At 70.6% G+C, this 22,906-nt stretch carries 23 protein-coding genes and 1 riboswitch; of the genes, 7 read left to right on the top strand and 16 right to left on the bottom strand.

Annotation, left to right across the window (positions count from 1 at the left end):
- Positions 1-103: 103 nt before the first annotated feature.
- Positions 104-1,135 (bottom strand): hypothetical protein, encoded by a 1,032-nt coding sequence (locus tag ACF09C_RS11390; protein WP_392091118.1) that lies wholly within the window; start codon positions 1,133-1,135, stop codon positions 104-106.
- A gap of 356 nt (positions 1,136-1,491) precedes the next feature.
- Between ACF09C_RS11390 and ACF09C_RS11395 the strand changes: the two genes are divergently transcribed.
- The 4 genes from ACF09C_RS11395 to ACF09C_RS11410 all read left to right on the top strand — a co-directional run bounded on the left by ACF09C_RS11395 (position 1,492) and on the right by ACF09C_RS11410 (position 3,907).
- A complete protein-coding gene (locus ACF09C_RS11395) occupies positions 1,492-1,776 on the top strand; it encodes a hypothetical protein (protein ID WP_392091119.1) in 285 nt (94 codons plus the stop codon).
- Between the two features lie 131 nt (positions 1,777-1,907).
- Positions 1,908-2,171: a hypothetical protein gene (locus ACF09C_RS11400; protein ID WP_392091120.1), complete on the top strand. Its 264-nt coding sequence runs from the start codon at positions 1,908-1,910 to the stop codon at positions 2,169-2,171.
- Between the two features lie 150 nt (positions 2,172-2,321).
- Positions 2,322-2,759 (top strand): NfeD family protein, encoded by a 438-nt coding sequence (locus ACF09C_RS11405; protein ID WP_392091121.1) that lies wholly within the window; start codon positions 2,322-2,324, stop codon positions 2,757-2,759.
- A gap of 29 nt (positions 2,760-2,788) precedes the next feature.
- Entirely contained in the window at positions 2,789-3,907 is a 1,119-nt protein-coding gene (locus tag ACF09C_RS11410; protein ID WP_392091122.1) for an SPFH domain-containing protein, read from the top strand.
- 598 nt (positions 3,908-4,505) lie between these two features.
- Here the strand turns inward: ACF09C_RS11410 and ACF09C_RS11415 are convergent.
- The 5 genes from ACF09C_RS11415 to ACF09C_RS11435 are packed head-to-tail and all read right to left on the bottom strand — an operon-like array spanning position 4,506 to position 9,169.
- Complete coding sequence (locus tag ACF09C_RS11415; RefSeq protein WP_392091123.1) at positions 4,506-5,066, bottom strand: hypothetical protein; 561 nt, start codon at positions 5,064-5,066, stop codon at positions 4,506-4,508.
- On the bottom strand, positions 5,063-5,782 hold the full coding sequence (locus tag ACF09C_RS11420) for a (2Fe-2S)-binding protein (RefSeq protein ID WP_392091124.1): 720 nt from the start codon (positions 5,780-5,782) through the stop codon (positions 5,063-5,065). The genes ACF09C_RS11415 and ACF09C_RS11420 overlap by 4 nt, the downstream gene beginning before the upstream one ends.
- Complete coding sequence (locus tag ACF09C_RS11425; protein ID WP_392091126.1) at positions 5,776-6,846, bottom strand: ABC transporter ATP-binding protein; 1,071 nt, start codon at positions 6,844-6,846, stop codon at positions 5,776-5,778. Before ACF09C_RS11425 ends, ACF09C_RS11420 begins: the two co-directional genes overlap by 7 nt.
- Positions 6,843-7,931, bottom strand: a complete 1,089-nt coding sequence (locus ACF09C_RS11430) for a FecCD family ABC transporter permease (RefSeq protein WP_392091127.1) — start codon at positions 7,929-7,931, stop codon at positions 6,843-6,845. Before ACF09C_RS11430 ends, ACF09C_RS11425 begins: the two co-directional genes overlap by 4 nt.
- Positions 7,932-7,933: 2 nt before the next feature.
- A complete protein-coding gene (locus tag ACF09C_RS11435) occupies positions 7,934-9,169 on the bottom strand; it encodes an ABC transporter substrate-binding protein (RefSeq protein ID WP_392091128.1) in 1,236 nt (411 codons plus the stop codon).
- 227 nt (positions 9,170-9,396) lie between these two features.
- Positions 9,397-9,582: riboswitch (cobalamin riboswitch) on the bottom strand.
- 210 nt (positions 9,583-9,792) lie between these two features.
- On the opposite strand from ACF09C_RS11435, the gene ACF09C_RS11440 reads away from it, so the two are divergent.
- Complete coding sequence (locus ACF09C_RS11440; protein WP_392091130.1) at positions 9,793-10,005, top strand: hypothetical protein; 213 nt, start codon at positions 9,793-9,795, stop codon at positions 10,003-10,005.
- Positions 10,006-10,163: 158 nt separating this feature from the next.
- Here ACF09C_RS11440 and ACF09C_RS11445 read toward each other — a convergent pair whose 3' ends face one another.
- The 7 genes from ACF09C_RS11445 to ACF09C_RS11475 are packed head-to-tail and all read right to left on the bottom strand — an operon-like array spanning position 10,164 to position 16,386.
- Complete coding sequence (locus ACF09C_RS11445; RefSeq protein ID WP_392091131.1) at positions 10,164-11,231, bottom strand: serine hydrolase domain-containing protein; 1,068 nt, start codon at positions 11,229-11,231, stop codon at positions 10,164-10,166.
- A 54-nt stretch (positions 11,232-11,285) separates the two neighbouring features.
- A complete protein-coding gene (locus tag ACF09C_RS11450; protein WP_392091133.1) occupies positions 11,286-12,389 on the bottom strand; it encodes a glycosyltransferase family 4 protein in 1,104 nt (367 codons plus the stop codon).
- On the bottom strand, positions 12,386-12,922 hold the full coding sequence (locus ACF09C_RS11455; protein ID WP_392091134.1) for a deoxycytidine triphosphate deaminase: 537 nt from the start codon (positions 12,920-12,922) through the stop codon (positions 12,386-12,388). Before ACF09C_RS11455 ends, ACF09C_RS11450 begins: the two co-directional genes overlap by 4 nt.
- Complete coding sequence (dcd, locus tag ACF09C_RS11460; protein WP_392091136.1) at positions 12,919-13,458, bottom strand: dCTP deaminase; 540 nt, start codon at positions 13,456-13,458, stop codon at positions 12,919-12,921. Before dcd ends, ACF09C_RS11455 begins: the two co-directional genes overlap by 4 nt.
- The gene (locus ACF09C_RS11465) at positions 13,455-14,669 is read right to left on the bottom strand and encodes a metallophosphoesterase (protein WP_392091137.1); all 1,215 of its coding nucleotides are present in this window, start codon (positions 14,667-14,669) and stop codon (positions 13,455-13,457) included. Before ACF09C_RS11465 ends, dcd begins: the two co-directional genes overlap by 4 nt.
- The gene (locus ACF09C_RS11470; RefSeq protein WP_392091139.1) at positions 14,666-15,988 is read right to left on the bottom strand and encodes a UDP-N-acetylglucosamine 1-carboxyvinyltransferase; all 1,323 of its coding nucleotides are present in this window, start codon (positions 15,986-15,988) and stop codon (positions 14,666-14,668) included. The genes ACF09C_RS11465 and ACF09C_RS11470 overlap by 4 nt, the downstream gene beginning before the upstream one ends.
- Positions 15,985-16,386, bottom strand: a complete 402-nt coding sequence (locus tag ACF09C_RS11475; RefSeq protein ID WP_392091141.1) for an ATP-binding protein — start codon at positions 16,384-16,386, stop codon at positions 15,985-15,987. Before ACF09C_RS11475 ends, ACF09C_RS11470 begins: the two co-directional genes overlap by 4 nt.
- 218 nt (positions 16,387-16,604) lie before the next feature.
- On the opposite strand from ACF09C_RS11475, the gene ACF09C_RS11480 reads away from it, so the two are divergent.
- Both ACF09C_RS11480 and ACF09C_RS11485 read left to right on the top strand, forming a co-directional pair.
- Positions 16,605-17,888 carry a helix-turn-helix domain-containing protein gene (locus tag ACF09C_RS11480; RefSeq protein ID WP_392091142.1) on the top strand — a complete coding sequence of 428 codons (1,284 nt, stop codon included), beginning with the start codon at positions 16,605-16,607 and terminating at the stop codon, positions 17,886-17,888.
- On the top strand, positions 17,885-18,427 hold the full coding sequence (locus tag ACF09C_RS11485; RefSeq protein WP_392091143.1) for a flavoprotein: 543 nt from the start codon (positions 17,885-17,887) through the stop codon (positions 18,425-18,427). Before ACF09C_RS11480 ends, ACF09C_RS11485 begins: the two co-directional genes overlap by 4 nt.
- 88 nt (positions 18,428-18,515) lie before the next feature.
- On the opposite strand, the gene ACF09C_RS11490 is transcribed toward ACF09C_RS11485, so the two are convergent.
- The 3 genes from ACF09C_RS11490 to mobC form a co-directional block, all read right to left on the bottom strand.
- Positions 18,516-19,901 carry a hypothetical protein gene (locus ACF09C_RS11490; RefSeq protein WP_392091144.1) on the bottom strand — a complete coding sequence of 462 codons (1,386 nt, stop codon included), beginning with the start codon at positions 19,899-19,901 and terminating at the stop codon, positions 18,516-18,518.
- A 280-nt stretch (positions 19,902-20,181) separates the two neighbouring features.
- Positions 20,182-21,849 (bottom strand): relaxase/mobilization nuclease domain-containing protein, encoded by a 1,668-nt coding sequence (locus ACF09C_RS11495; protein WP_392091146.1) that lies wholly within the window; start codon positions 21,847-21,849, stop codon positions 20,182-20,184.
- Positions 21,850-22,314, bottom strand: a complete 465-nt coding sequence (mobC, locus tag ACF09C_RS11500; RefSeq protein ID WP_392091148.1) for a plasmid mobilization relaxosome protein MobC — start codon at positions 22,312-22,314, stop codon at positions 21,850-21,852.
- Positions 22,315-22,906: the final 592 nt, after the last annotated feature.

A 22,906-nucleotide genomic window follows, 5' to 3' on the forward strand; every position in this document is an offset into this window, starting at 1 on the left:
GGGAGCTTTTTCGCGAGGAGGCCGTATGGGCGATCGGTGCGTTGCAGACGCACAAGGTCTGGACTGGTTGGCTCACGCAGCATCTCGGGTGGCCGCACAGGGGTTACGGGGCGGGTGAAGGGCCGAGGTCCACCAGCGCACGGCAGAGTGCGGTCGCGTCCGCGATCGCCTCTCGGCATTCGGCCTCCGAGATCACCAGCCGTTGACCGAGGGACGTCCTTGCACCCGGTACTCGGCGCAGGTACCTCTCGTCGACGACGCCGTCGTTATGGGTGAAGACGTGGCGTGCTGCCCAGGTCCGGGTCAGGCGGTTCCAGGTGGAAGGCCCCACCAAGGCCCGTACGTCAGGGCAGCCCGCCGAGACGAAGAGGTCGGCCATGTCGTCCAGCCGTTGGAAGACGCTTCCCTTGCCGCGCAGCCGCTCCTCCGAGTCTGTGACCCGTTCATGGAAGACCGAGGACCCGAGCGCCTCCACGACGCCTACGACGTTCTCGACGGCGTCGACCCAACTGCGTGTGAAGACGCCCTGCTCACGCAGTACGGCCTTGGTTTCGTCGTGGAGTGAGGCCAGCGCGTCGAGCCGGGCGGTCTCCGCCTGCAGGGCGTCGAAGGCGACGGTAGCGGCCGGCAGCCGACCACAGACCGGGCAGTAGCGGTGCTCGCCGAAGACGCCGTACCGGATCTCGCACCCGGCGCACGTCCGCGTACGGGCGAGGCGTTCCTCGTCGATCCCGGGCAGGGGACGGGGGTAAGGGGGGCGATTGCGGAACGAGATCGAAACCTGGCCGCGCCGCGCCGTGCTCCGTGACTTGCGGAGCATACGAGTAAACCCCTGATGCACGATCTGTGCGCCCAGAGCTCGTGCCGCTTCCATGGCTCGCTCGCGTTGCTGGTCGGTCCAGAATTCCGTGTGGTCCGCGTTGTGGCCGCAGTACACACACCAGAGCTGAAGCCCTTCGGGCAGTGCCTCGTAGTCATCGGCGTTGACGCGGAAGAGCATCGAGCACTCGGGGCATTGGCGTCCGTAGAAGCCGTCCGGGTCGAACGGCATGCTGACGCTCACCTTGTACTGGTCTCCCCGGCGGCCGGTGATCTTCGCACCGTCCGGCATGGGGAACGGAGAGTTGTCCCACATGACTCGATTGTGGACGCACACACTGACAACAGGTCCCTCTGCGGCCACCAGTTGAGCGGTCCGTTCCTTGGCTGGGCGGCGATCAACCAGGTTGGCCTTGGGGTTTGGCCAGGCTCGCATGGTCGTCCGCAAATCGCTGCGCCCTCTCGGCTTCCCCGTGTCCTCCCTTCGTTACGTTTCCCGGCAACGACCACCATCAACGAGGGGCACCCCATGCGCCGTACCCGTGCGCGGCGGCGCCGGACGGCCGACTCACCCTTGAGCCCGGTTGGCCCGCACGGGAGTTCACCGTCACCCTCCGCAACGGCAACAGCCGCTCGTACCAACACCTGCTGCTCGCCTTCCAGATGGAGGCCATGCCGGGCGGTTCGGCCCACCCCGGCTACACGTTGGAACGCTGGGACCGAGCGACTGGGACCTGGCGTCCAGCGACGCTCCGCATCGCCAACGACGCTCTGCCGTACACGCTCTACAAGGGCGGAAACCCGCTCGCCAAGAACGCGGTGGCCACCCACCGCTACCGCCTCCGCGCCGCGACCGGCGCCCCGCCCGGCCCCAACCCGGTCCTGATCGGTCTGATCGACACGGACGCGGACACCCGCGTGTTCTCCACCTCCCTGGCCCAGTCCACCGTCGGCTGACGGGTCCTGCGGTGGTGGCGGCCGGGCGGACGCCCCTGGACGGAGTCGACGGTGCCCGGGAATCGCGCCCGAGCAACCGGCCACGCGCGTGACCCCAGAGGGAGTCGAATGTGTGTCCTGCGATGCGGCCGGTGAAACGCAACCATCGTGCCCGGATCCTGCTGGCCTGCAGCGTCGTCGCCATTTTCGCGTTCGGGTGGTACGCCACCCAGACCGTTCGCCCTCCCGACTGCGACGTCACGTTCTCCGCCATCACGGATGCCGACGGACAACCCCTCTCCGAGAGCGGGGAGCAAGTGACGTGGGATGAATTGGGGGAACGCGTCTACCAGGACATGGTTGCCTCCGGGCGCTGCGACCCGCCTGCGGCCCGTTGGCGCCACTGGCTCGGCTGACAGCTCCGGGAGCGGGGACGACTGCCTCAGCCACGTGGGCCCGAAGCCAGACGCTGTCCGAGGTGCCGCGGGCCGGGTGGAACGAGTCTGTTCTGTCCGGGGGCCAAGTGGGTAGGTGTTGGGTAGGTCGCCCTGAGGGAGGCTGGTTCCATGCCGTGGTTCGTATGGCTGCTCGCCGCCGCGGCGCTCGGTGCCGCGGAGTTTCTCACCCTGACGTTGGTCTTCGGGCTGTTGGCGGGCGCCGCCCTGGTCGCAGCTGTGGTCGCAGGCGTGGGCGTCGGCCTCCTCGGCCAGCTCGTGGCGTTCGGGGTGACTGCGGCCGCCGGTCTCCTCGTCGTCCGTCCCTTCGCGCTGCGGCAGATGGCTCAGGCGCCTCTCTCGCGCGAGGGCAGCGATGCGCTGATCGGGAAGCGGGCCGAGGTCATGCAGGAGGTCACCGCCACGCACGGCCTGATCAAGATATACGGGGAGGAATGGTCCGCCCGCGCTCTGGACGAGAGCCTGGTGATCCCCGTAGGCGCTTTGGTGGACGTCATGGAGATCGAAGGCGCGACGGCTGTGGTCTACCCCCGCGAGCTCCTTCCATGAACGGCTGAGCACGTCCCAAGGGAGGAATTGTGGATCCGGTTGTCATCCCGTTTCTCGTGGCAGCGATCGTCGTCGTCTTCCTCGTCGCCTCGACGGTGCGGATCGTTCCGCAGGCGCGTCGCTACAACATCGAGCGGTTCGGCCGGTACCGGCGGACGCTGCAGCCCGGCTTGAACTTCGTCGTACCGGTGGCGGACCGTGTCAACACCAAACTCGACGTGCGCGAGCAGGTGTATTCGTCCGCTCCCAAGCCGGTGATCACCGAGGACAACCTCGTGGTCAACATCGACACGGTCCTCTACTACCAGATCACCGACCCGCGGGCGGCCGCCTACGAAGTCGCCGACTATCTACAGGCGATCGATCAGCTCACCGTGACCACCCTGCGGAACGTCATCGGCTCCATGGACCTGGAGCAGACGCTCACCTCGCGCGAGGAGATCAACGCCCGCCTCCGCGCCGTCCTCGATGACGCCACCGGCAAGTGGGGGATCCGGGTCAACCGCGTCGAGATCAAGGCCATCGACCCGCCGAACACCATCAAGGAGGCGATGGAGAAACAGATGCGGGCCGAACGCGACAAGCGTGCGGCGATCCTGCACGCCGAGGGGGAGCGACAGGCCAAGATCCTCACGGCGGAGGGTACGAAGCAGAAGGACATCCTGGAGGCGCAGGGCACGCAGCAAGCCATGATCCTGCGGGCGGACGGAGAGGCGAAAGCGGTCGAGCGCGTCTTTCAGGCCGTTCATCGCAACAACGCCGACCCGAAGATCTTGGCGTACAAGTACCTTGAGACGCTCCCGCATCTGGCGAAGAGCGACAACAACACGTTCTGGGTCATCCCGGGGGAACTGACCGAAGCGGTCCGTGCTGTGACCAGCGCATTCGGCGACCGGTCGACGATGGGTCTTCCCGGAGCCGTGTCAGCCGCGTCACCGGAAGGAGAAGCCACTGCCGATGCCGACGGCGTGGCGGACGAAGGCGGGGCGCCGGAGCTGGAGGGAGGCTCGCCCCTCTCGCTCGACGCCGCCGCGGCTGCTGATGAGGTGGCGAGACAGGCCGACGCCGTAGTCAGCGACGCGAAGGCCGAGGCCGAGGCCGCGAAGGCGCCCCAGGTACCGGGCCGGGGACAGACGTCCGACGGTTGAGCGCCGAGAGTCTTCTCGGCGATCAGGTCCTCGATGCGGTTCTTGATCTGGTCGCGGATGGGGCGGATGGCCTCGACGCCTTTGCCGGCCGGGTCCTCCAGGGACCAGTCCGAGGTACTGCCTGCCCAGGGAGATCGGGCAGGCAACAACTGGGGCGACGGCGTCTGCCGGCTCTGCTGCGGCCGACGACTCACCCGGGGTCCTGTGGCTGAGGCCGGGCATACCCCGCCTCGGCGACACGGAGCGGCAAACGGGGGCGGCGATGAACCGGGGAGGCGTGGACAAGGGCTGTCTGGCGATCGGCCTGGTCTTCCTGCCTTTCCTCCTGGGGCTCGGGTATGTGCTGGTGATGGCGGCCTGGTGGCTCGGGCACTACCTCTGGTCTTCATCGCGGTGGTGGTCTTCATCCACTGGGACGCAGGCCGGGACGGCGGACCGAACCCCCGGCCTGGACGGGCGGTCCACCAGGGTGAGGACTGGTACTGGGAGCCCGATCCGATCGAGCACCCGCGGAAGCCGGATCCCGGTCCCGAGCGAGCGCCTCCCCGTGCGTAGGGCTGCTTGTGTCTGCCGCGCCTAAGGGGGATCCGTCCTTGCGTCAGCCGCCGTGTCGGAAGCCCTTGCCCGTGCGGTCGAGAGGGTCGGGGGCGAGCCCGAGGATTTGGTCGCGGAGGGCGTCCCAGGCGGCGAGGCGGCTGAAGTCGGGCGCGTCGAGGATGTCCTGGCGGTCGGTGAGGAAGGGGTTGGGCAGCAGGACGGTCATCATCTGCTCGTCGCGGCCGTTGAACAGGCGGATCCCCCAGCTGACGGGGGAGCCGTCGGAGCCGATGCTGCGGTAGAGCTCCGCGCGCGAGCAGCGGCGGATGCGGCCGAGTTCGGGGCCGGAGGCGGTGTGCTCGCCGATGCACAGGTGGAAGTGCCATGCGCCGAAGTCGATGGTGGCGTAACCGTCGTTCATGGTGATGGCGGTCGGGGCGCCCGGGGCACCGACCTCCCAGGCAGCGCCTTCGATGATGGGGCCGAAGTGGATGTGCTGCCAGTGGTCGGTGAAGACGGTCGTGACGAGGTCGAGGAGGGTGGCCTCGTCGACCGGGAGGGGCCAGACGTGCTGGGTGCCGCCGCCGGGGGTTTCGACGACGGTCGGCTCGGTGGTGGTCATGAGGTCTTCTCCTTGGGGTTGAGTACGCAGTCGCCGCAGGTGCCCGCGCCCGGCACGCGGTAGTACAGGCAGCAGCTGCGGCGTCGGAAGGCGAGCGGTCCGGGAGGCGTGGCGCGGTACGTGCCGGTGCCCGCCAGCGGAGGCCGGTCCAGCAGCGCGCGGACGAGAGGGACGACGGGGAGGAAGGGGTCCGGCGCCCTGGCGAGAAGGACGCGGTGGGCTCCGAGCAGTGCCGAGGCGGCGTTGCCGCGCAGGGTGTGCGGGGACACACCGGCCACGTGCCGTACGGCGTCGGCCCAGGGGCCCAGGTTCTGGACGACGACGGTGCGGAGCAGGGCCGGGAGCGGCTCCTGGTCGACCTCTCTCAGGTCGGGGAGCCACAGGTCGAGGGGGCCGGAGGCGGGCAGGCGCCACCACAGCCGGTCGGGCGCCAGGTCGGGGACGCGGCCGGTGAGCGTGGCGCAGGCCAGGGCGATCGACCAGAGCCGGGAGGCGGTGCCCAGGTGCAGGGTGGACGCGGCCACCCTGGGCTGGTCGGTGCCGAGCCGCCCGGAGACGGCCCGTACGCATTCCTCCAGCGCGCCCCGGTCCGCGTACAGGTCGGTCAGGGGACGGAAGCCCTCGGTGTCGGGGCAATGGCCGGTGGCCAGCGCAAAGTACGGGCCGATCGTGGAGACCCGCGCCAGGGCGTCGGGGGTGAGAGCCGTGGTCACCACGTCCGTACCGTCCGTGTGAGCTCGTGGAAGCCTCGGACGGAGGCGCTCCGTCCGTCCGGTCCGGTCAAGGTGAGTCGGTCCGCGCCGTCCCAGCTCACCTTCCTGTCGGCAGGCGGGTCGCCTTGGTCCGCCACGGCCAGTCCTTCCCGGGCGAGGGCGCGTTCGAGGAGCGGGAGCACATCGGCCGGCGCGTCCACCGCGACGGCGGCGCGTGCGGTGCGGCGTAGGCCGAAGGTGCCGGAGGCCGGGTCGAAGGCGAGGTGGTCGGCGTCGAACGCCCCCGCGACGGCGCCGCTGCGGATCAGGTCCTCGGGTGCTCCGGCGTGAACGCGGGATTCGCGGTCGACGAGCCAGACGGCGTCGGCCACCCGCAGGGCCAGCTCCAGGTCGTGCGTACTGACCACTACGGTCAGGCCCTTGTCCCGGGCCAGGTCGCGCAGCAGCACGGTGAGCGCCACCCGCGAGGGGACGTCGAGGAAGGCGGTCGGCTCGTCGAGCAGGACGACCTCGGGCTCCTGGGCGAGGGCGCGCGCGGTCAGGACGCGCTGGCGTTCGCCGTCGGAGAGTTCGGCGGCCGGCCGGTCCGCCAGATGCCCCGCGCCCACCGCCTTCAGTGACCACTCGACGGCCGCGTGGTCCGCGGCCGTGAGGCGGCCGGTGAACCCGGTGTGCGGGTGGCGACCGAGCCCGGCCAGTTCCCGTACGGACAGCAGCCCGGGGTCCACCCGGTCGGTGAGGACGACCGCCAGCCGCCTGGCGAGCGCGGTCGGCGACGTCTGCGCCAGGTCGGCGCCGCCGATCCGGATCCGTCCGTCGAGCGGCGGAAGGAGCCCGCACAGGGTGCGCAGCAGCGTGGACTTGCCCGCGCCGTTGGGGCCGAGAAGGACGGTCAGTTCGCCGGCCCGTGCTTCGAGGTCGAGCCCCGAGAGCACGGCCCGCCTTGCTCCCGGCCTGCGGGCGGACCGGGTGCGGTAGCCGACGGCGAGCCCCTGCGTGACCAGGCCGCCGAAGCGGCCCGACCCGCCGGTCGCGTCCGTGACCGGCTCGGTCATGGTGTCGGTCACGAGGCCACTCCTTGTACGCCGCGACGGCTGCGGATCAGGAACGCGATGACGACCGGTGCGCCGAACAGCGAGGTGATGGCGTTCAGCGGCAGCACGGCATCCGTGCCGGGCGGCTGGCTCAGCAGCGCGCACGCCAGCGCCAGAAACGCCCCGGCGAGCATCGACGCCGGGATCAGCGCCCGGTGGTCCGAGGTCCCCAGCGCCACCCGCGTCAGATGTGGAACGGCCAGGCCCAGGAAGGCGACCGGGCCGCAGAACGCGGTGGCCGCGCCCGCCAGCAGCGAGGTGGCGAACAGGGCGAGATCGCGGCTGCGCCGCACGTTCAGGCCCATGGTGCGGGCGTAGTCCTCGCCGAGCAGCAGGGCGTTGAGTCGTTTGGCCGTCAGCAACGCGACCAGCAGGCCCGCACCGACGACGGGCAGCATGACCTGAAGGTCCGGCCAGGTCGTGCCACCGAAGCTGCCCAGACTCCACACGACGAACTGCTGGGCTCGCTCGGGCCGGGCGTAGACGAGCATCACGCCGACCACCGCGGTGACCGCCGAGCCGATCATGACGCCGATGACGAGCAGGGTGACGGCCGACCGCACCCATCGCGAGAGCAGCAGCACGAGGGCCAGGACGGCGGCGGCGCCGAGCGAGCCGGCGATGACGACGCCCACCCGCCCGAGGCCGGCCAGGTCTCCGGTGAAGCTGCCGGCGACCCCGCCGGTGCCGACCACCACGGCGGCGACACCCATGCTGGCCCCCGAGCTCACCCCGAGGGAGAACGGGTCGGCCAGCGCGTTGCGGAACAGGGTCTGCATCTGTACGCCGGCCACCGCGAGAGCGGCGCCGACGGCAGTGGCGGTCAGCGCGCGCGGCAGCCGGACCTGTTCGACGATCACGTTCCACCGCGGGTCCTCGGCAGTGCCACCGAACAGGACCCGTACCACCTCGGCAACCGGCACCGGATGGGAGCCGGTGGCGATGGTGAGGACGAACAGCACGGCGGTCCCGGCCGCGAGGGCGAGGACGACGACGAGGCGCCGCCGCACCGGCCGCGGGGTGCCCGCGGCCGGTGCCGACACGGCTGTCTGATGCATCGTCACGCCTTGGGCACCGGCCGGTAGAAGGTGAAGGTGTGCCCCTTCGCCTGGTCCGGGTGCATCAGCGCGAACAGGTCGGCGAGGACCAGGTCCGGGCGCAGCACACCGCGCTCGAAGTAGTCGTTGCCGCCGCCGGGACCGAGCGCCTTCTGGTTCGTCCACACGGCGCCGCCGGACACGGCCTTCAGCTGCCCGTACCGGCTGTCGGCCTTCACCGCGTCGGCGGTGGACTTCCACTGCTGGTCGGCGATCCAGACCGGGGCCTGGCCGCCCTTGGCGTACACGGCTTCGAAGTTCAGCTGGAGGCCGCCGGTGCCCGCCTCGCCGGCCCACGGGTAGGTACCGCCCGCGTCCTTGATCAGCCGGGCGGCGTAGCTGCCGCCCGCAGGCATGGACCATGTGCCCTGATACATCGTGCCGGGCAGCACCTCGACGGGCTTGCCCGCCTTGACTGCCTGCGCGCCCTTCGCGGCGACCTTCCGGTAGTCGCCCTCGATGGTGTCGAACACCTCGCCGGCGCGCTTCTCCGCCCCCGTGAGTGCGGCCATCGCCTTGACCCACTCGGCGCGGCCGAGCGGACTGGCCTCCAGCCACTCGGCGTTGGCGACCACGGCGATGCCCGCCTGACGCAGCTTCGGGTACTGCGGGTCGTCGGTGCCCTGGGTCATCAGCACATCGGGCTTGGCGCCGATGACCGTCTCGGCGTTGAGGGTGCGGTCCTTGGCGTACTCGGTGACCTTGCCCGCCTTCACCCGCTCGAGCACCTCGGCGGAGGAGATGGCGGTGGCGCTCGCGACACCGGTCAGGACGTCCAGGGTGCCGGTCTCGGTCAGCAGCGGCAAGTGGGTGGTGGAGGCGGAGTACAGGCTCTTGACGGGGACGGTGACCTGCTGCGCGGAGGCCAGGTCACCGGTCAGCTTCGGCTTGGGGGCACCGCACTTGACCAGTACGTACGACTCCGGCTTGCCCTTGGGGAAGGGCTCCTTGACGGTGAGGACCTGATAGCTCTTCTCGTACCGGAGCGTGAAGTTCTCGGCGTGCTTCATCGTCGACTTGACCGGGAAGTAGTCCTTGGCCGGGTCGAAGTCCTTGATGCACCCTTCACCCTCGGCCCGGGTCTTGGGGTCGGCTGTGGTGCCGACGTCGCCGCCGCACGCGGTGAGCGTGAGGGCGACGGCGAGGAAGGCCGCCGCGGCGGCCCGACGCCGGTCGGGCATGACGGATCGTACGGACAAGGTGACTCCTGGTGGCGTGCGTGGGCAGCGCGTACCGGCATACCGGTGCGCGGATGAGGCGTACGAAAAGGAACTCGCTGAAGGAGGAGGTCGTCAGAACCTGGGGGAACGGACCCCTACGTCAAGCCGGACAGGTCGGCTCCGACGGGCCAAGGGCAGCGTGAAGCCGACCCCACACGTACACAGGCACACGAGTGCCACCGCCTCTCCTGGGGAAATCCGCCCCGTACATCGAGGTGCGACGGCGTGAGTCTCCTGACTCGGGATCACAGCTTCTCCGGCCTTCCCACCCCCGGATGGGGCGGTGGCCATGGGCGGAGTCGCTCCCCCTACACAGTGGCGGTACCGTGCCGGAATCTCACCGGCTTCCTCGTTCCGCCGTCGCTTGACGGACGGAAGCATCGCAGAACCGGCCACAGCCCCGCCAGACCCACATCTGTGCGACGAGCCACAGCAAGCGGCCACCGAATGGCCTTGATGGACGCGTGCGCGGCACGGCAGCCCCACGCGACCTGGACAACGAAGAAGTCCCGAGACCGTGACCTGGGTTTCGTTCACGAGCGGATGACGGGAATTGAACCCGCGCTACAAGCTTGGGAATCACCCGGTACTGGGGCGTGCGCATGGCTGTTGACCTGCGCGCGACAGGCAGGCCGGGCCGGACGGTGCCGTGGCTGCGACCACCGTCCGGCCGGGGGCTTTCACGCCGCTGGCTCGTGCTCGCAGGCGTCTCCGACGCCGTGCGCGCCGGCGCCGGCGTGAGCCAACTGCGCGAACTCGGCGTCTCCCGCCTGCGTCTGCTGACCCGCGACGCCCCGAGGCCGCACAGGTGGTGACCGACGCGCTCGGCGTCACCGAGGTCCATACCCATGCCCTGTCCGCCTTGTACATGTCACGGGTGTTGATCGAAGTGACCGGCCAACGGGCCGTGGGAACCCCGCAGGGCTCGTGCCGCTCTGCGGGACCCGCGGCCTCGTCGCGTCTGGGGACTGGATCACCGATCGGCCCGTGCGCGTCCCGGCAGGGTGCCGTCCGTAAAGACCGACTCGCGGTAGGAGTCGCGTACGGCGGTGAGCGGTTCGCGGTCGCGGGTGAAGTAGAGCTTGTTGGTGAGGAGGATTGCCCATCGCTGCTGCCTCGGGCTGATCCACATGCCGGTGCCGGTGAAGCCGTAGTGGACCCAGACGTCGTCGCGCAGCCCGGTGCCGGGGGCTGGGTGCCAGAAGAGGCCGCGTGCCGGGGTGAGTTCTCCGGTGTGGATGCGCAGGGAGTCGCAGATCCAGGTCCGGCCGAAGGCGGCCTGCGTCGGGGCCAGCATGTGCTGGAGGAAGCGGGTGAGGTCGTCGAGGGTGGAGAAAGTGCCGGCGATGCCGCAGGTGCCGCCGAGGAGGCGGGCGGAGAAGTCGTGGGCGGTGCCCTGGAGGTGGGTGCCGGTTTCCTCGTCCCGTTCGGTGGGGGCGCAGCGGGGGACTACGGCCGCGGGGAGGGGGCCGAAGCGGGTCTCGGTCATGCCGAGCGGCTCCCAGACGCGGCTGGCCGCCAGGAGGTCGAGGGGCTGACCGGCGAGGTACTCGGCGAGGTAGCCGAGGATGAGGGCGGCCCGGTCGGTGTACTCGACGGCCTGGCTGGGCGCACGGTGGAGAGCCTCGTGGAGGACGCCGTCGCGGATGTCCTGGGGGTCGGTGCCGTAGAGGTTTCTGAGGTTGGCGCGCAGGGGGAGACCGGCGGTGTGGGTCAGGAGCTCGTGGGTGGTGACCTGGGCGAGCGGGTGGCCAGCGACCTCGGGCCAGAAGGCGCCGAGTGGGGTGTGGAGCTGGAGCTTGCCTTCTTCGACGAGGGTGCCGATGACGGCCCACACGGCGACGATCTTGGTGAGGCTGGCGATGTCGAAGACGGTGTCGAGCCGCATCGGCTCGTCGGGACGGGTCGGGTCGAGGAGACCGACCGCGCCGCTCGCCGTCGTGCCCCCGGCGTCGCCGACGGCCCAGACGGCTCCCGGGTAGACCCGGTCGCGGACGCCGGCCTGGAGGAGCTGCTCAATGCGTGCGGTGTCGAGCGTCATGGTGTTCCGATCGTAGTGAGACGGCCGGGTCTGGTGGGGATGCGCCACGGGTGATCAGGCGAGGCGCCTGCCGAGCTCGGCGAGGGCTTCGGCGGTGGCACTCAGGGGGAAGCGGGCCGCGTTGGTGACGCCGGCCGCACGGAGCGCCGGCAGGAGGCCAGGGGTGGTGCGGAGGCGGTCGAGTTCGCGGGCGACGGCGTGCGGGTCGGCGAAGTCGGTCGCGAGGGCGGTGCCGCCCAGTGCCTCGGTGAGTCCGGGAACCGGCTGGTAGAGGACGGGGAGGCCGCATGCCTGGGCTTCGAGGGCCACGAGGCCCATGGCCTCCAGTGTCGTGGAGGGCATGACCAGGACGTCGTGGTCGGCGAAGGTCTTCCAGAGCTGTGGGCGGCGTAGCCAGCCGAGGTAGTGGACGTGTACTCCGTGCTGGTGGAGGCGGGGGCGGAGGGCGTGGAACTCGGCTCGGGGTGCGGCGATGGACAGCTCGGCGGACTGAGTGAGCGGGACGGCTGAGAGCAGGGTGTCGAAGCCCTTCTCGGGGGTGAGGCGGCCGGCGTACAGGATCCGCAGGTGGCTGGAGGGCTGGTTCCGGCGCCGTGGGGGCGGGCTGGTGATGAGATGGTTCGGGATGCCCCAGGGGATCTTCTCGATCTTGCTCCGATGGGTGTTGGGGGCGAGGAGCAGCAGTCGGTCCGCCATCGCCCCGGTCGGCACCACGATGACGTCCGCGGCCCACGCGGCTTCCCGCAGCGTGGCGAGCTGGTCGGGGTGCGTTTCGGCGAAGAGAAGGTCGGTGCCGTGGACGAGCGCGATCCGCGCGTGACGGGGGAAGGCACGAAGCAGCGCCGGCGTGGCCCCGAAGGCGAGGTGCTGCAGATGCAGGACTCCTCCGTCGCGGGGACCGACTGCGTGCGAGAGGGCTCGCTGGAGGGTGGCCACGTAGCGGCGGAACGGGTACCCGCTCAGGCACTTCCTTGGTGCCTGCACCAGCTCAAGACCCGCCGGTATGGACGGCCGCAGCCCAATGTGCTCGGGCGCGAGCATGAAGGCGCGGGCGGGCAGGAGGGGACTTCGGCCGGTGTACAGGTCGAGGAAGAGTTCGACGCTTCCGCCGGGGCTCGGGAACGGCAGGTCGAGGGCCGTGACGACGGTGGGGTTCACGCGGGGCCTCCCGGGTTCTCCTCGTAGAGGCGGGACGTTTCGATGCCCTGGCTGGCCCGGTATTTGAGGCCGTGGTTCTGGTAGCTGGCCGCAGCGCCGAGGGCCTGAAGGAAGACCAGCTTGCCGAAGGTCATGCGCGGATAGACCCGGACTGGTCGGCTGGCGCGGATCTCCAGCGTCCAGCGAATGGCGTGGCCCTGGTGCCCGAGGGGAGCGGACACGTGGACCCAGATGCCGAGTGCGCCTATGGTCCGGTCGCCGTTGAGGAACTGCGCGTACGCTTCCGAGCCGGTCCGCTCGTACGTCGTCCCCAGGTAGAGGACCTCCGGCCGGAGCACGTAGCCGGTGGCGGGGATCGGCACCTCCTGGAAGTCGGTCGGCGTCGCCGCGTCCAGGGAGCCGGCGTGGAGGCGGAGGGTGTCGCCGAGGCGCCAGTCGTAGGCGTTGGGGGAGATCCTCCGCGGCTCGTACGGTTCGATGGTGATCTCGCCGGCGGCTCTGGCGGCGGCGATGGCGGGGCCGGTGAGGATCACGAGGCCAGCGCCCCGAGGGCGGCGAGGTCGCGCCAGTAGGCGGAGGGCTGCGGGCCGGCGGAGGACTGGTACTTGCCCGCGTAGAGCGCCACCGGGCCGACCGACACGAAGAACATGATCTGTCCGACCCGCATGCCCGGGTACACGCGCAGGGGCCGGATCGGGGAGAGCATGAGCGTCCACTGTCCGTGGAAGCCCATGTCCCCGATGGGCGCGGTGATCTCGACGAACAGGCCGAGGCGGCCGACCGAGGAGCGCCCGAAGAGCAGGGGCACGAAGGTGTCCGAGCCGACTTCCTCGATGGTGTGGCCGAGGTAGAGCTGGCCGGGCTGGAGTTCGTAGCCGTCCGGGCCGATCTCGGTCGGCTCGGTGGGGTTCGGCCGGTGGGCATCCAGTGTGTCGGCGCTGTAGGTGAGCAGGGTCCCGCCGAGTCGGACGTTGTAGCTGTTCGGGTTCACCTGCGTCGGCTCGAACGGGGAGATACGGATGCGGCCGTCGGCCGTGGCCTGGGTGATCTCGGGGCCGGTGAGGATCATCGGGAGTCTCCATCGGTGAGCGTGCGCTGCACGGCCTGGCTGAATCGGATGCCGGCTTGCCGGGTGCGGCCTCCGAGATACGCGTCGGCGAGATAGCCGGTGGTCAGCACGGTCGGCAGGCGGTCGGGCAGGGGTACTGGCGCGGACACCATCGGGCCGGCCTGCGCGGTGAGGTGGGCGAGGAGGGCCGCTGGGTCTGTGAGGCAGCGCTCTGGTACGTGGGCGTGTACGAGCTGGTTGTCGAAGGGCTCGATGGCCAGGAGGTCGCCCTGCGTGAGTACGGTCCCCAGCCGGGGAGACCGAAGTGCGGTCTCGTTCAGCAGGACGGCGTCGGCGCCCAGACCGTTGTGGAGGCGGCCGGCGATGTCGGTGAGCAGTGCGTGACGGTCGAGCAGGCCGTTCGCGTACGGGGCGCGGAGCGGACCGAGCGGTGTGCGCAGTTCCTCGTGGATGGCGTCGATGGCCTCCCGTACCGAGCCGAGCTCGTCGGGCATGACGGCGGCTGAGGGGAAGGCGGACACATGAGCGGCCCAGCCGGAGCCCACGGGAAGAGCCACGGCGTACCCGGCCGCGAGCTCGCGACCCTTGAGGACGAGCGTGTCACCGACGACCACAGGCTCCGGTCGGTCGCTGTGGCAGTGTCCGGCGAAGACGACGTCCAGGAATGGGCAGGACTCGGCCAGCTTGAGGTCCTCGTCGAAGCCGGAGTGGCTCAGTACCACCCAGGAGTCGGCCTGGTGGTGATGGGCCAGCATCAGCTCGCGTAGCGCCTGGACGGGCTCGATGACACGGTGGCCGGCGCGCTGGTCGGCTGGGATGGCGTTGAACGCCCGCGGGCCGATGATGCCGGTGATGGCGACACGGCGCGTGCCGATGCTCACCAGGCGGAGCGGGTGGAAGAGCAGTTCGCCGGTCTCGTCGTCGACGGCGTTCGCGCACACGGTGATGTCGTAGAGGTCGGGTTCGAAGTGGTGGCCCCAGCCGTGGTTGCCCGGGGCGACGGCGTCGTAGAGACGGACGAGGGCGTCCTGCTCGGCGCGGCCCTGACCGAGGCGGTAGTAGCCCGTGCCCTCGAAGAAGTCGCCGCAATCGACGACGAGGCTGTCGTGCCTCATGGCGTTCAGGTGGGCGAGCATCGGCACAGCGTCGTCGAATGCCGAGTGGAAGTCGGTGGTGGCGATGATCCGTTGGAAATGTCTGGCTGCGGTCATGGGGTGACCTCGCAGATGTCGGCGCCGAGGGCGAGGAGCTTGCCGGGCAGGTCGGCGTGGCCGCGGCGGATCTGGTCGACCCCGCCGAGTGTCGTGACGCCACGTGCGGTGAGGCCGGCGACCATCAGCGCCGAACCCGTGCGAATGTCGGTCGCCTCTACTCCGGCACCCGTCAGCCGCTGAGGGCCGGTGAACTTGCACTCGGTGGAAGACAGTTCGGTGATCTCGCCGCCCATGCGGACGAGCTGCGGGATGAGGTTGCTGTGGCGGCCGGGGTTGATCGGGTCCGAGAACAGGTGGGTGCCGGGGAAGCCCAGGGCCAGGCCGAGGAGCGGCGGCTCGAAGTCGGCGTCGAGGCCGCCCGGGGCCAGCGTCGCCAAGGCCCGCAGGGGGCGGCCGGTCGGCTGGGTGTCCCGACCGTGGACGACCAGGGTCTCCGGTTCGTTGGTCGTGGGGATGCCCATCCGGTGGAGGGCGGTGACCAGCGGCGCGACATCGGGGCCGTGGACGCCCTCGATCCGCGCGGTGCCGCCGGTCGCGGCCACGGCACAGGCCAAGGTCCCGGCCTCGATCTTGTCTCCCGGCACGTTCCAGACGGGTACCTCCTCCTCCGAGAGGGAAGACGGCGGCACGAGGGCGAGGACACGCTCGCCGGCACGGCACTGGTACCCCATGGACGTCAGCGCGTTCAGGACGCCGAGGACCTCCGGGGAGAGGTTCGGCTGTCCGAGCCGAAGCGGCGTACCCGCGACCACGGCGCGCAGGACTGCGGCGATCGTCGCCCCGCGCGACCGGAACGGCAGGGCCAGCGACACCGTGCCACGGACCGCCCTGCCGGCTTCAACGACGTACCCACGATCGTCCACGCGGACGCGGTCGCCGAAGGCTTCGTACACCTTGAAGTGCTGCTCCATCCCGCGGTCGCCGATCCGGCATCCGCCCGGCCAGGGGAGCCGGGCCCGGCCGCACAGGGCGATCAGAGCGGGGACGAGGTAGTACGAGGCCCGGATGCTGGACGCGGCCTCGCCCAGGCCGTCGGGCGTCGGGGCCGCCTCGCGGGGAAGGACGAGGACGGTGTGGTCGTGGCCGACCGGATGGGCGGTGTTCCAGCCCGCCTGACGCAGCAGGTCCAGCAGGGTCTGGACGTCCGAGCTGGCGGGCACGTTGTCGAGTCGGACGGGGCGAAGGAGGGCTGCCGCTGCGGCTACGAGCGGGAGCGCGGCGTTCTTCGAGCCGTCGACCGTCACGGCACCGGCGAGGGGGCGGCCGGGCCGGATCGCGATGACCTGAGACGTGACGGCGGGGACGCGGGTACTCACGTACAACTCCTCTGCGTGGGAACGGACAAGGCGGCGTCGGCTCTGGTGGCGGGTGCGCCGACGACATCGATCTCGGCCCAGCAACACTTGCCGGAGTCCGTCGGCACCGTGCCGAAGCGGTCTGCGAGGACACCGACGAGGAAGAGACCGCGTCCGCCCTCGCTGTCCTCGTCCGGCAGCGCCGGTTTCGGCAGAGTGCGGCTTGCGTCGCTGACCTCCACCCGCAGCACCGTGTCGGAGAGCTGGGCTACGACGCTGATCGGCTGGTGACCGGCGTAACGGACCGCGTTCGTGACGAGCTCGCTGACGACCAGCTCGGCCGTCTGGATGGCCTCCGCCGCGGTCACCGCCGGCCAGGCGGCTATGGCTTCCCGTACCTGGTGTCGTGCCGTGGGCACGGCTACCGGTGTTGGCGGGAGAGTGAAGGTGAGCTGGTGCGCTTCCACGAGCGGCCTCCAGGGGTCGGATCGACCACCCCAAGGAACCGCGTGGACTTAGTAGTTCGCGACGCTCCGTGCCCGTACCGCATCGTCCATGCAGAAGCTGCATGAAGTGCTCGTGCGACTCGCCTACGCTCGTCCGCAGGGGCATGCTCGGGGCGGACGGAAGGGCATGGATGGCAGACGTGAAGACCGAAGCCGAGAAGATCGGCGAGACGATCAAGCACGCCCGACGGCACACCGGCCGCTCGCAGATGGACGTCGCCACCGCGCTGGGCTACCACCAGTCGAAGCTCAGCCGCCTGGAGAGCGGGCGGGGCACGGAGGACACCAGGGTCTTACGTGCCGTCGCCGCCGAACTCGCCATCCCACTCCACTTCCTCGGCCTGAGCGACCACGGCCCCTCCGCAGCACCGACCGACGATCCCGAGACAGAAGACATGCGCCGCCGCACCTTCCTCGCCGCGAGCATCGCCTCCCTCACGGCCCCCACCGCCCCTGCAACGGCTGCCCACGACAACCTCGTCCGCGCCCTCCTCCCCGGTCCGCGGACGGTCTCCGGTCAGGAGGGCGCCGTGGACGTGGGCTCGCTCGAAGCCCGTCTCTCTGCCGCCCGGCGGCTGTTCTGCACATGCGACTACGCGGAGCTGGAGGCCACCCTGCCCGGCCTCCTCGCCGACTTGCGGGAAGCCGCAGGCGACCACCGCAACGAGGCCGAGATGGCCGGACTCCTGGCCACCGCGTACCAGACCTCGACCAGCCTGCTGCTCAAGCAAGGGGACCACGGCAACGCCTGGCTCGCGGTGGGCCGTGCCCTCGCCGAAGCCGAGCGCTCCGGCGACCCCGTCGTCCTCGCCTCCAGCGTCCGTGTGCACGCCCACGTCCTGACCCGCGAGAAGCACACCACCCAGGCCGTCACTCTCGTCCGCCACACGGCGGGACAGCTCGCCGGTTCCTACGACCAGCGTCCGCCGCGCTATCTCGCCGCCGTGGGCCTGCTCCTCCTGCGGGGCGTGACGGCCGCCAGCACCGCCGGCGACCGCGCCGCCACCCGCGAATTCCTCGACGAAGCCCAGGACGTCGCCCGCTACGTCGCACTCGACCGGCCAGACGCCTGGGCGAACTTCAGCCCTACCAACGTCGCCCTCCACGCCGTCAGCGCTGCGGTCGCCTTCGGTGACGCCGGCATCGCCTTGAACACTGCCGCGCCCCTCATGCGCCGCCACATTCCTGTCCCCGAACGCAGAGCGGCTCTGTGGGTCGAAGCAGCACGTGCTTACAGCCAGCAGGGCCGTCTCGCCAACGGCTATCAGGCCCTGCGGATCGCCGAGACCTGCGCCGCCCAGGACGTACGCCGCCCCGCTGTCCGCGACCTGGTCGCCGACATGGCCGCCCGCGACCGGCGACGTACCCTGCCCGAGCTCCACCACTTCAGCCGCCGACTGGGAGTCCCCGCGTGACAGCACAGCCCTTCCTGTACGTCGTCGTCTGCGCCGCCGGCATCGCGGGCGACGCCCACAAGCTGATCACCGCCGCGCAGAGGCAGGGCTGGGGCGTCGGCGTCATAGCCACCCCCCAGGGGCTCGGCTTCCTCGATACCGAGGCGATCGAGGCCCAGACCGGCTACCCGATCCGCTCGGCCTGGCGCAGCCCCGGCGACCCGCGCCCACTACCGCCCGCCGACGCCATCGCCGTCGCGCCCGCCACCTTCAACACGATCAACAAGTGGGCTGCCGGCATCGCCGACACCCTCGCCCTCGGCATCCTGTGCGAGGCGTACGGGATGGGCATCCCGACCGCCGTCCTGCCATACGTGAACGCCGCCATGGCCGCACACCCGGCCTACGGCCGGAGTCTGGAGCAGCTGGGGCAGATGGGCGTGCTGGTCGGCTCGTACGAGCCGCATCGCCCGAAAGCGGGCGGAGGAGCGGAGCGCTTCCGGTGGGACGAAGCACTGGAACTGCTCGACGGCAAGGTTCCTCGCTCGGCTGGAAGGTGACTGCAGCCCTACGGCATCGCCCGATCATCGGGAGGGGTCCGCCCGGGAGCTGCCCGGACGGACCGTCGAACAGAAGGGGGCCACAGCGTCACCCGTCCGAGCACTCGCAAGATGCCTGGTCCTGGCCGGGCAATAGCCGGAGGGCGAAGACCGAACCGTCGGCGTGCACCGAAACGGGGCCGCCCCAGTCCTCGTCGAACGTGAGCTGGGGGCGATGGTGACGGGCCGCGTGGACGGCGGCGCGGTACTCCTCGACGTGCCCGTCGGCAAGGAGACCGAAGAGACTCTTGTCCACACCGGAGAACGCTTCGACGCGGGGGCCGTTGAGCCGGAAGACGTGGTCGGTGCCGGCGAACTCGGTTCCGAGCAGCTCGTGGGTGATGTCCTGCACGCTCGTGCTGGCCGCGTGCTCGAAGCCCGTGAAGCGCTTGTTGCCCTGCCGCTCGGTCAGGTGACGAGCCGTCGCCTTGCCGGAGCCCGTGAAGGCCATGAGTCCGGCTGCCGTCGTGTGTGCGAGGGTCTCCTGGAACCACGGGTAGTACGTGGGCGTCACGTGGCAGCCGGGCACGGGCTCCGGAGACACGAGACCCTCGTCCGGCGGCTGGATGCCCGGCATGACGTTCTCCTCCGCAGGCATCGCATCGAGGTTCACCTTCCGGACTCGCGTCGCGGACAGACGTCCTCCCCGGCCTGGCGCCTGGAGGGCATGCACGGTCACAGTGCCGTCCGTCGGCAGCTCCGTGCTGAACAGCAAGCTGGGGGTCTCGTTCCACGCTCCGATGTGGACCGCTTCGGCATGGGCGGAGGCGGAGGCCAGCTGGTCGGCGGACGTGGCGGCGTTGCTGTGGTTGCCCTTGCAGGCGACGGGGATGACGAGGGACGGCTCGCCCGGCCGCCAGACCTCGGCGAAGTATTGGGGGCGGTAGCGGTACCGCACCTTCTCGCCCTTGTCCCTGCTGGTCAGGGCCCAGCCGGCGCGTAACGCCGTGTCGGCCGGGACGATCGTCACGGAGTGATCGGGGAACCGGCGGCTCAGCAGATGCTCGGCGAGCGTGAGCGCGAAGCCGATGCCGAGCTCGCCGGACTGCAGTGACTTGTAGTGGTCTGCGATGTGGCGTCCCTCGTCGGTGAGGCCGAGGAACGAGTCGCTGCCGCCTGCCAGGGCCTGCGTGTACTTCAGGGCGCCCCAGTGTTCGGCCAGACCCCGGCCCGCGCCTCGCCACGACAGGGCAGTGGCTCGGCCGAGCGTGTGCAGCACGTCCCAGACGGTCACTTCGAACTGCCGGGGCAGCTCTGCCCGCTGGATGGGGACGAGGCGAGGCTTACGGCGGAGGGGCTCGTCGTCGTTCTCCTTTCTCTTCTTGTCGTCCGCCGCGACGGCGGCTTCCGCCTTTCCGACGAGCGCGTCGCCGGAGTGCACGGCGACGTTCGATGAGTGGGTCAGGTACTCGAGCACTTCCTCGGTCGGCTTCACAGAGTTCCCCCTCGTGGCTTGGGCGAGCGATCGACCATCCGCCGGACGGTACGAAGGGGGAGCTCGGCGCACGCAAGTGCGCAGGGGCGCGTGCCTCGGAGGCAGACCCCGGCCGGAGTCTCCCAATGGAGCGCCTGGCCATGGGACACGACTGCCGGCCGGCCGCATGGCCTGCCTCCCGTTCACCTGGTGAACAGAGCGATCACCCACCGGGTGAACGTCCTTGCATTTCACTCCGTGAACATGCCGGGCGGCCTAGCTCCGCGGTGTCTTCGACTGCCTATCCCCTTCGCCGGGACCCGGGACGAGAGCTGCTCGGCGTAGCCAAGGCGGCAGCAGGTACGGCGCTGCTCGTCGAGTCGGTACGGCTGGCGGAGTCCAAGGCCAGATCGTTGAGGCGGGCCATGCGCCAGGTGAGGACTTCGCTGACGCTCGTCGCGGTGTCGAGTTCTCGCTGCGTGGCGGCTTCGACGAGGAGTGTCCCGGGGTTGTGCCCGGCTGACCGGACTGCGGCGAGGGTGGCTGCGAGTGCGGGCCAGCCGGGCTCCGCGAGGATCTGGTCGGCCAGATCCGGGAGCGCTTGGCGCAGGGTGTTGGCCTGGTGGCGGCGCACCGACTCGGGCAGCCGACTTCCGCGCTGGTGGAGCACGGCCAATGGCTCGGCTGCTGCGGCTTGGTAGGCGGAGCGTAGGTGCTCGGCTGCCTGTCGGGCGGCCTCGGCCTGCTGGCTGTGGTCACGGGTGCGGTGCCAGTGCTGTGCGGCGACGACCGCCAGTAGGACGGCGTCGAGGAGGATTGCGAGGAGGGCTCCGTCCTTGGGGGCGGGTTCACGCAGGATCGCCTTCACTGCCCGTCGCGTGGCCTGGGCCTGCTGGTGGCGGGCGCGGATGCGGGAGCGGCTGGCCCGCTCGAACGCGGCGGCTGCGTGAACGAGCTGGGGCTGGAGGTTGGCTGGCGCGACTATCGGCAGGGCGTCGAGGGTTTCGGCGAGGACCACGATGTGTGCCTGACCGGCTCCGTCGTCGTCGTGGGCGATGTGGTCGGGCATCCGGTCGACAGCCTGGGTGAGCCTCAACCAGGCGGCGGACTCGGGCGGGAACACCGATGCTGTGTCGGAGGTTGCGAGACGGTCAGCGATCTTGGGATAGGAGAGGTCGGGGGCGAGGGTGGAGCCGGAGAACCACACGGGTTGGCCTTGGGCATTGGTGTCGCCGTCCAGGGCGACTTTGTATCCGCGGATGTCGCCGGAGGGGAAGTGCTGGATGTCCACGAGGACCCCGGAGCCTTTGAGGATGCGGAAGAACTCCTCCGGGGCTGTCGCTGCTGCCAGGGCTGTGCGGACGGTAGTGCGCAGGCGCTCGCGAGCGGTCCTGGCGTTTCCGACGCGGTGGGCCTTCTCCTGTTCGGCCCGGGTGGGGCGTTTGGCGGCTGTGCGGTCGCCGCGCGGGACCTGGCGCAGGCCGTATTCCTTCTCGATGGCGGCGAGTTCGTTGTCAGAGTGCAGGTAGTCGTTCCAGTTCCGGGGCGGGCGGAGGTCGCCTCGGACCTTGGTGGCGACGATGTGGATGTGGTCGTCGGCGTGGCGGACGGCGACCCAGCGGCACGCGTCGGGGTCACCGGCGGGGGCGATGCCGGTGGCGTTCAGGACGCGACGGGCGATCGTGGCCCATTGCTCGTCGTTGAGCATGGGGTCTTCGGGCGCGGCCCGAATCGAGCAGTGCCAGACGTGGTTCTTCGGTGCGCGGTCGCCGGCCTGCTTGACGCGCAGGTCTAGGGCGGTGGCGAGCTGGGCGAGGGTGGCGTCGGGGTCGCGGCCGGGGTCGGGGGCGAAGCCGTCCCATGAGGCGACGAGGTGCGGGTCGGTGTGCTCGTTGGCCCGGCCGGGCCCGTAGAGGTAGTTGAGGACGCCCCTGGTCTTGTGGCCGGGCTTGACGATGTTCGCGATCAATCAGGCCGCCCGACGCTGGGTGGCTGCCACATCGGCGGCAGAGTCGATCGCGGTGGCCGCCTGCTTGACTGTAGTCAGGAGCCGTCCGGCCTCGGCGAGCACGACTGTGTCCACAGGGTGTGGATCTCCGCCGGCGTTCAGGCGGTGGGCGATCTGGTTCACGTTCGTGCCGATCTTGGCGACCTGCGTGCGCAGGGCGGCGAGTTCGTCGATCAGGTCGTCTACTCCGGTGCGCTGGTCGGGGAGGGCGAGGTCGCCGTACAGGTGGGCCATGACGACGGCGCCGACGAAGTGCGCGCCGGCCAGGCCGAGCCGGCGGGCCTCGGCAAGGATGTCGGTCTTCTCGTCGACGCTGTAGCGGACGTCGACGCGCTCCTTGCGCTGGACTTCTTTTCGCGCGCGACGGCGTGCGACGCGGTAGAGCGCGGCGTGGTCGGCGGCACGGACGACGACGGAGTCGTCCACCCCTTCCTGCTCCGGTGCGCCCTCGCTCCGGAGCCCCTCCTCCGCCACCCCCGGGGTGGAGGAACCTGCGTTGGACCGGCCCTTGGACGGTCCAACGCCATACCTTGCTCCGCCCGGGGCTGGGACGGCGGCGATTGCCTGCTGCGGGGTGGGGTGCGTGTCGTGCATGGGAGGCGTCTCCTGAGATTGGTGGAGGGGACCGTGACGGCCTGATCTGCGCTGATCCGGTGGGGACCGGTCCCCGGTCCCCAGGCGTCTCGCGGTCCCCGGGTCTTGTTGCCCGCGGTCCCCGGTCCCCGGAGCGCCTCCCCGCTCGGTCCCCGACGGGTTGGGGGACCGGTCCCCGGTCCCCGGCTGGTATCTGAGAGGGCGGCTACTGCTCTACCCCGTGTGACCTGGCGTTTGTCGCTCGGGGGGCGGATCTGGATGCCAGGACCGGACGTCGACAGTCCCGGTCCCCTTTGCACGGTCCGCCACGACGGTCGAGACGCTGGAGCCGGTCCCCGGTCCCCGGTCCCCGGTCCCCGGTCCCCGGTCCCCGGTCCCCGGTCCCCGGTCCCCGGTCCCCGGTCCCCGGTCCCCGGTCCCCGGG

Origin of the sequence: Streptomyces sp. NPDC014870 (assembly GCF_043081505.1) — a bacterium.
Lineage (GTDB): Bacteria > Actinomycetota > Actinomycetes > Streptomycetales > Streptomycetaceae > Streptomyces.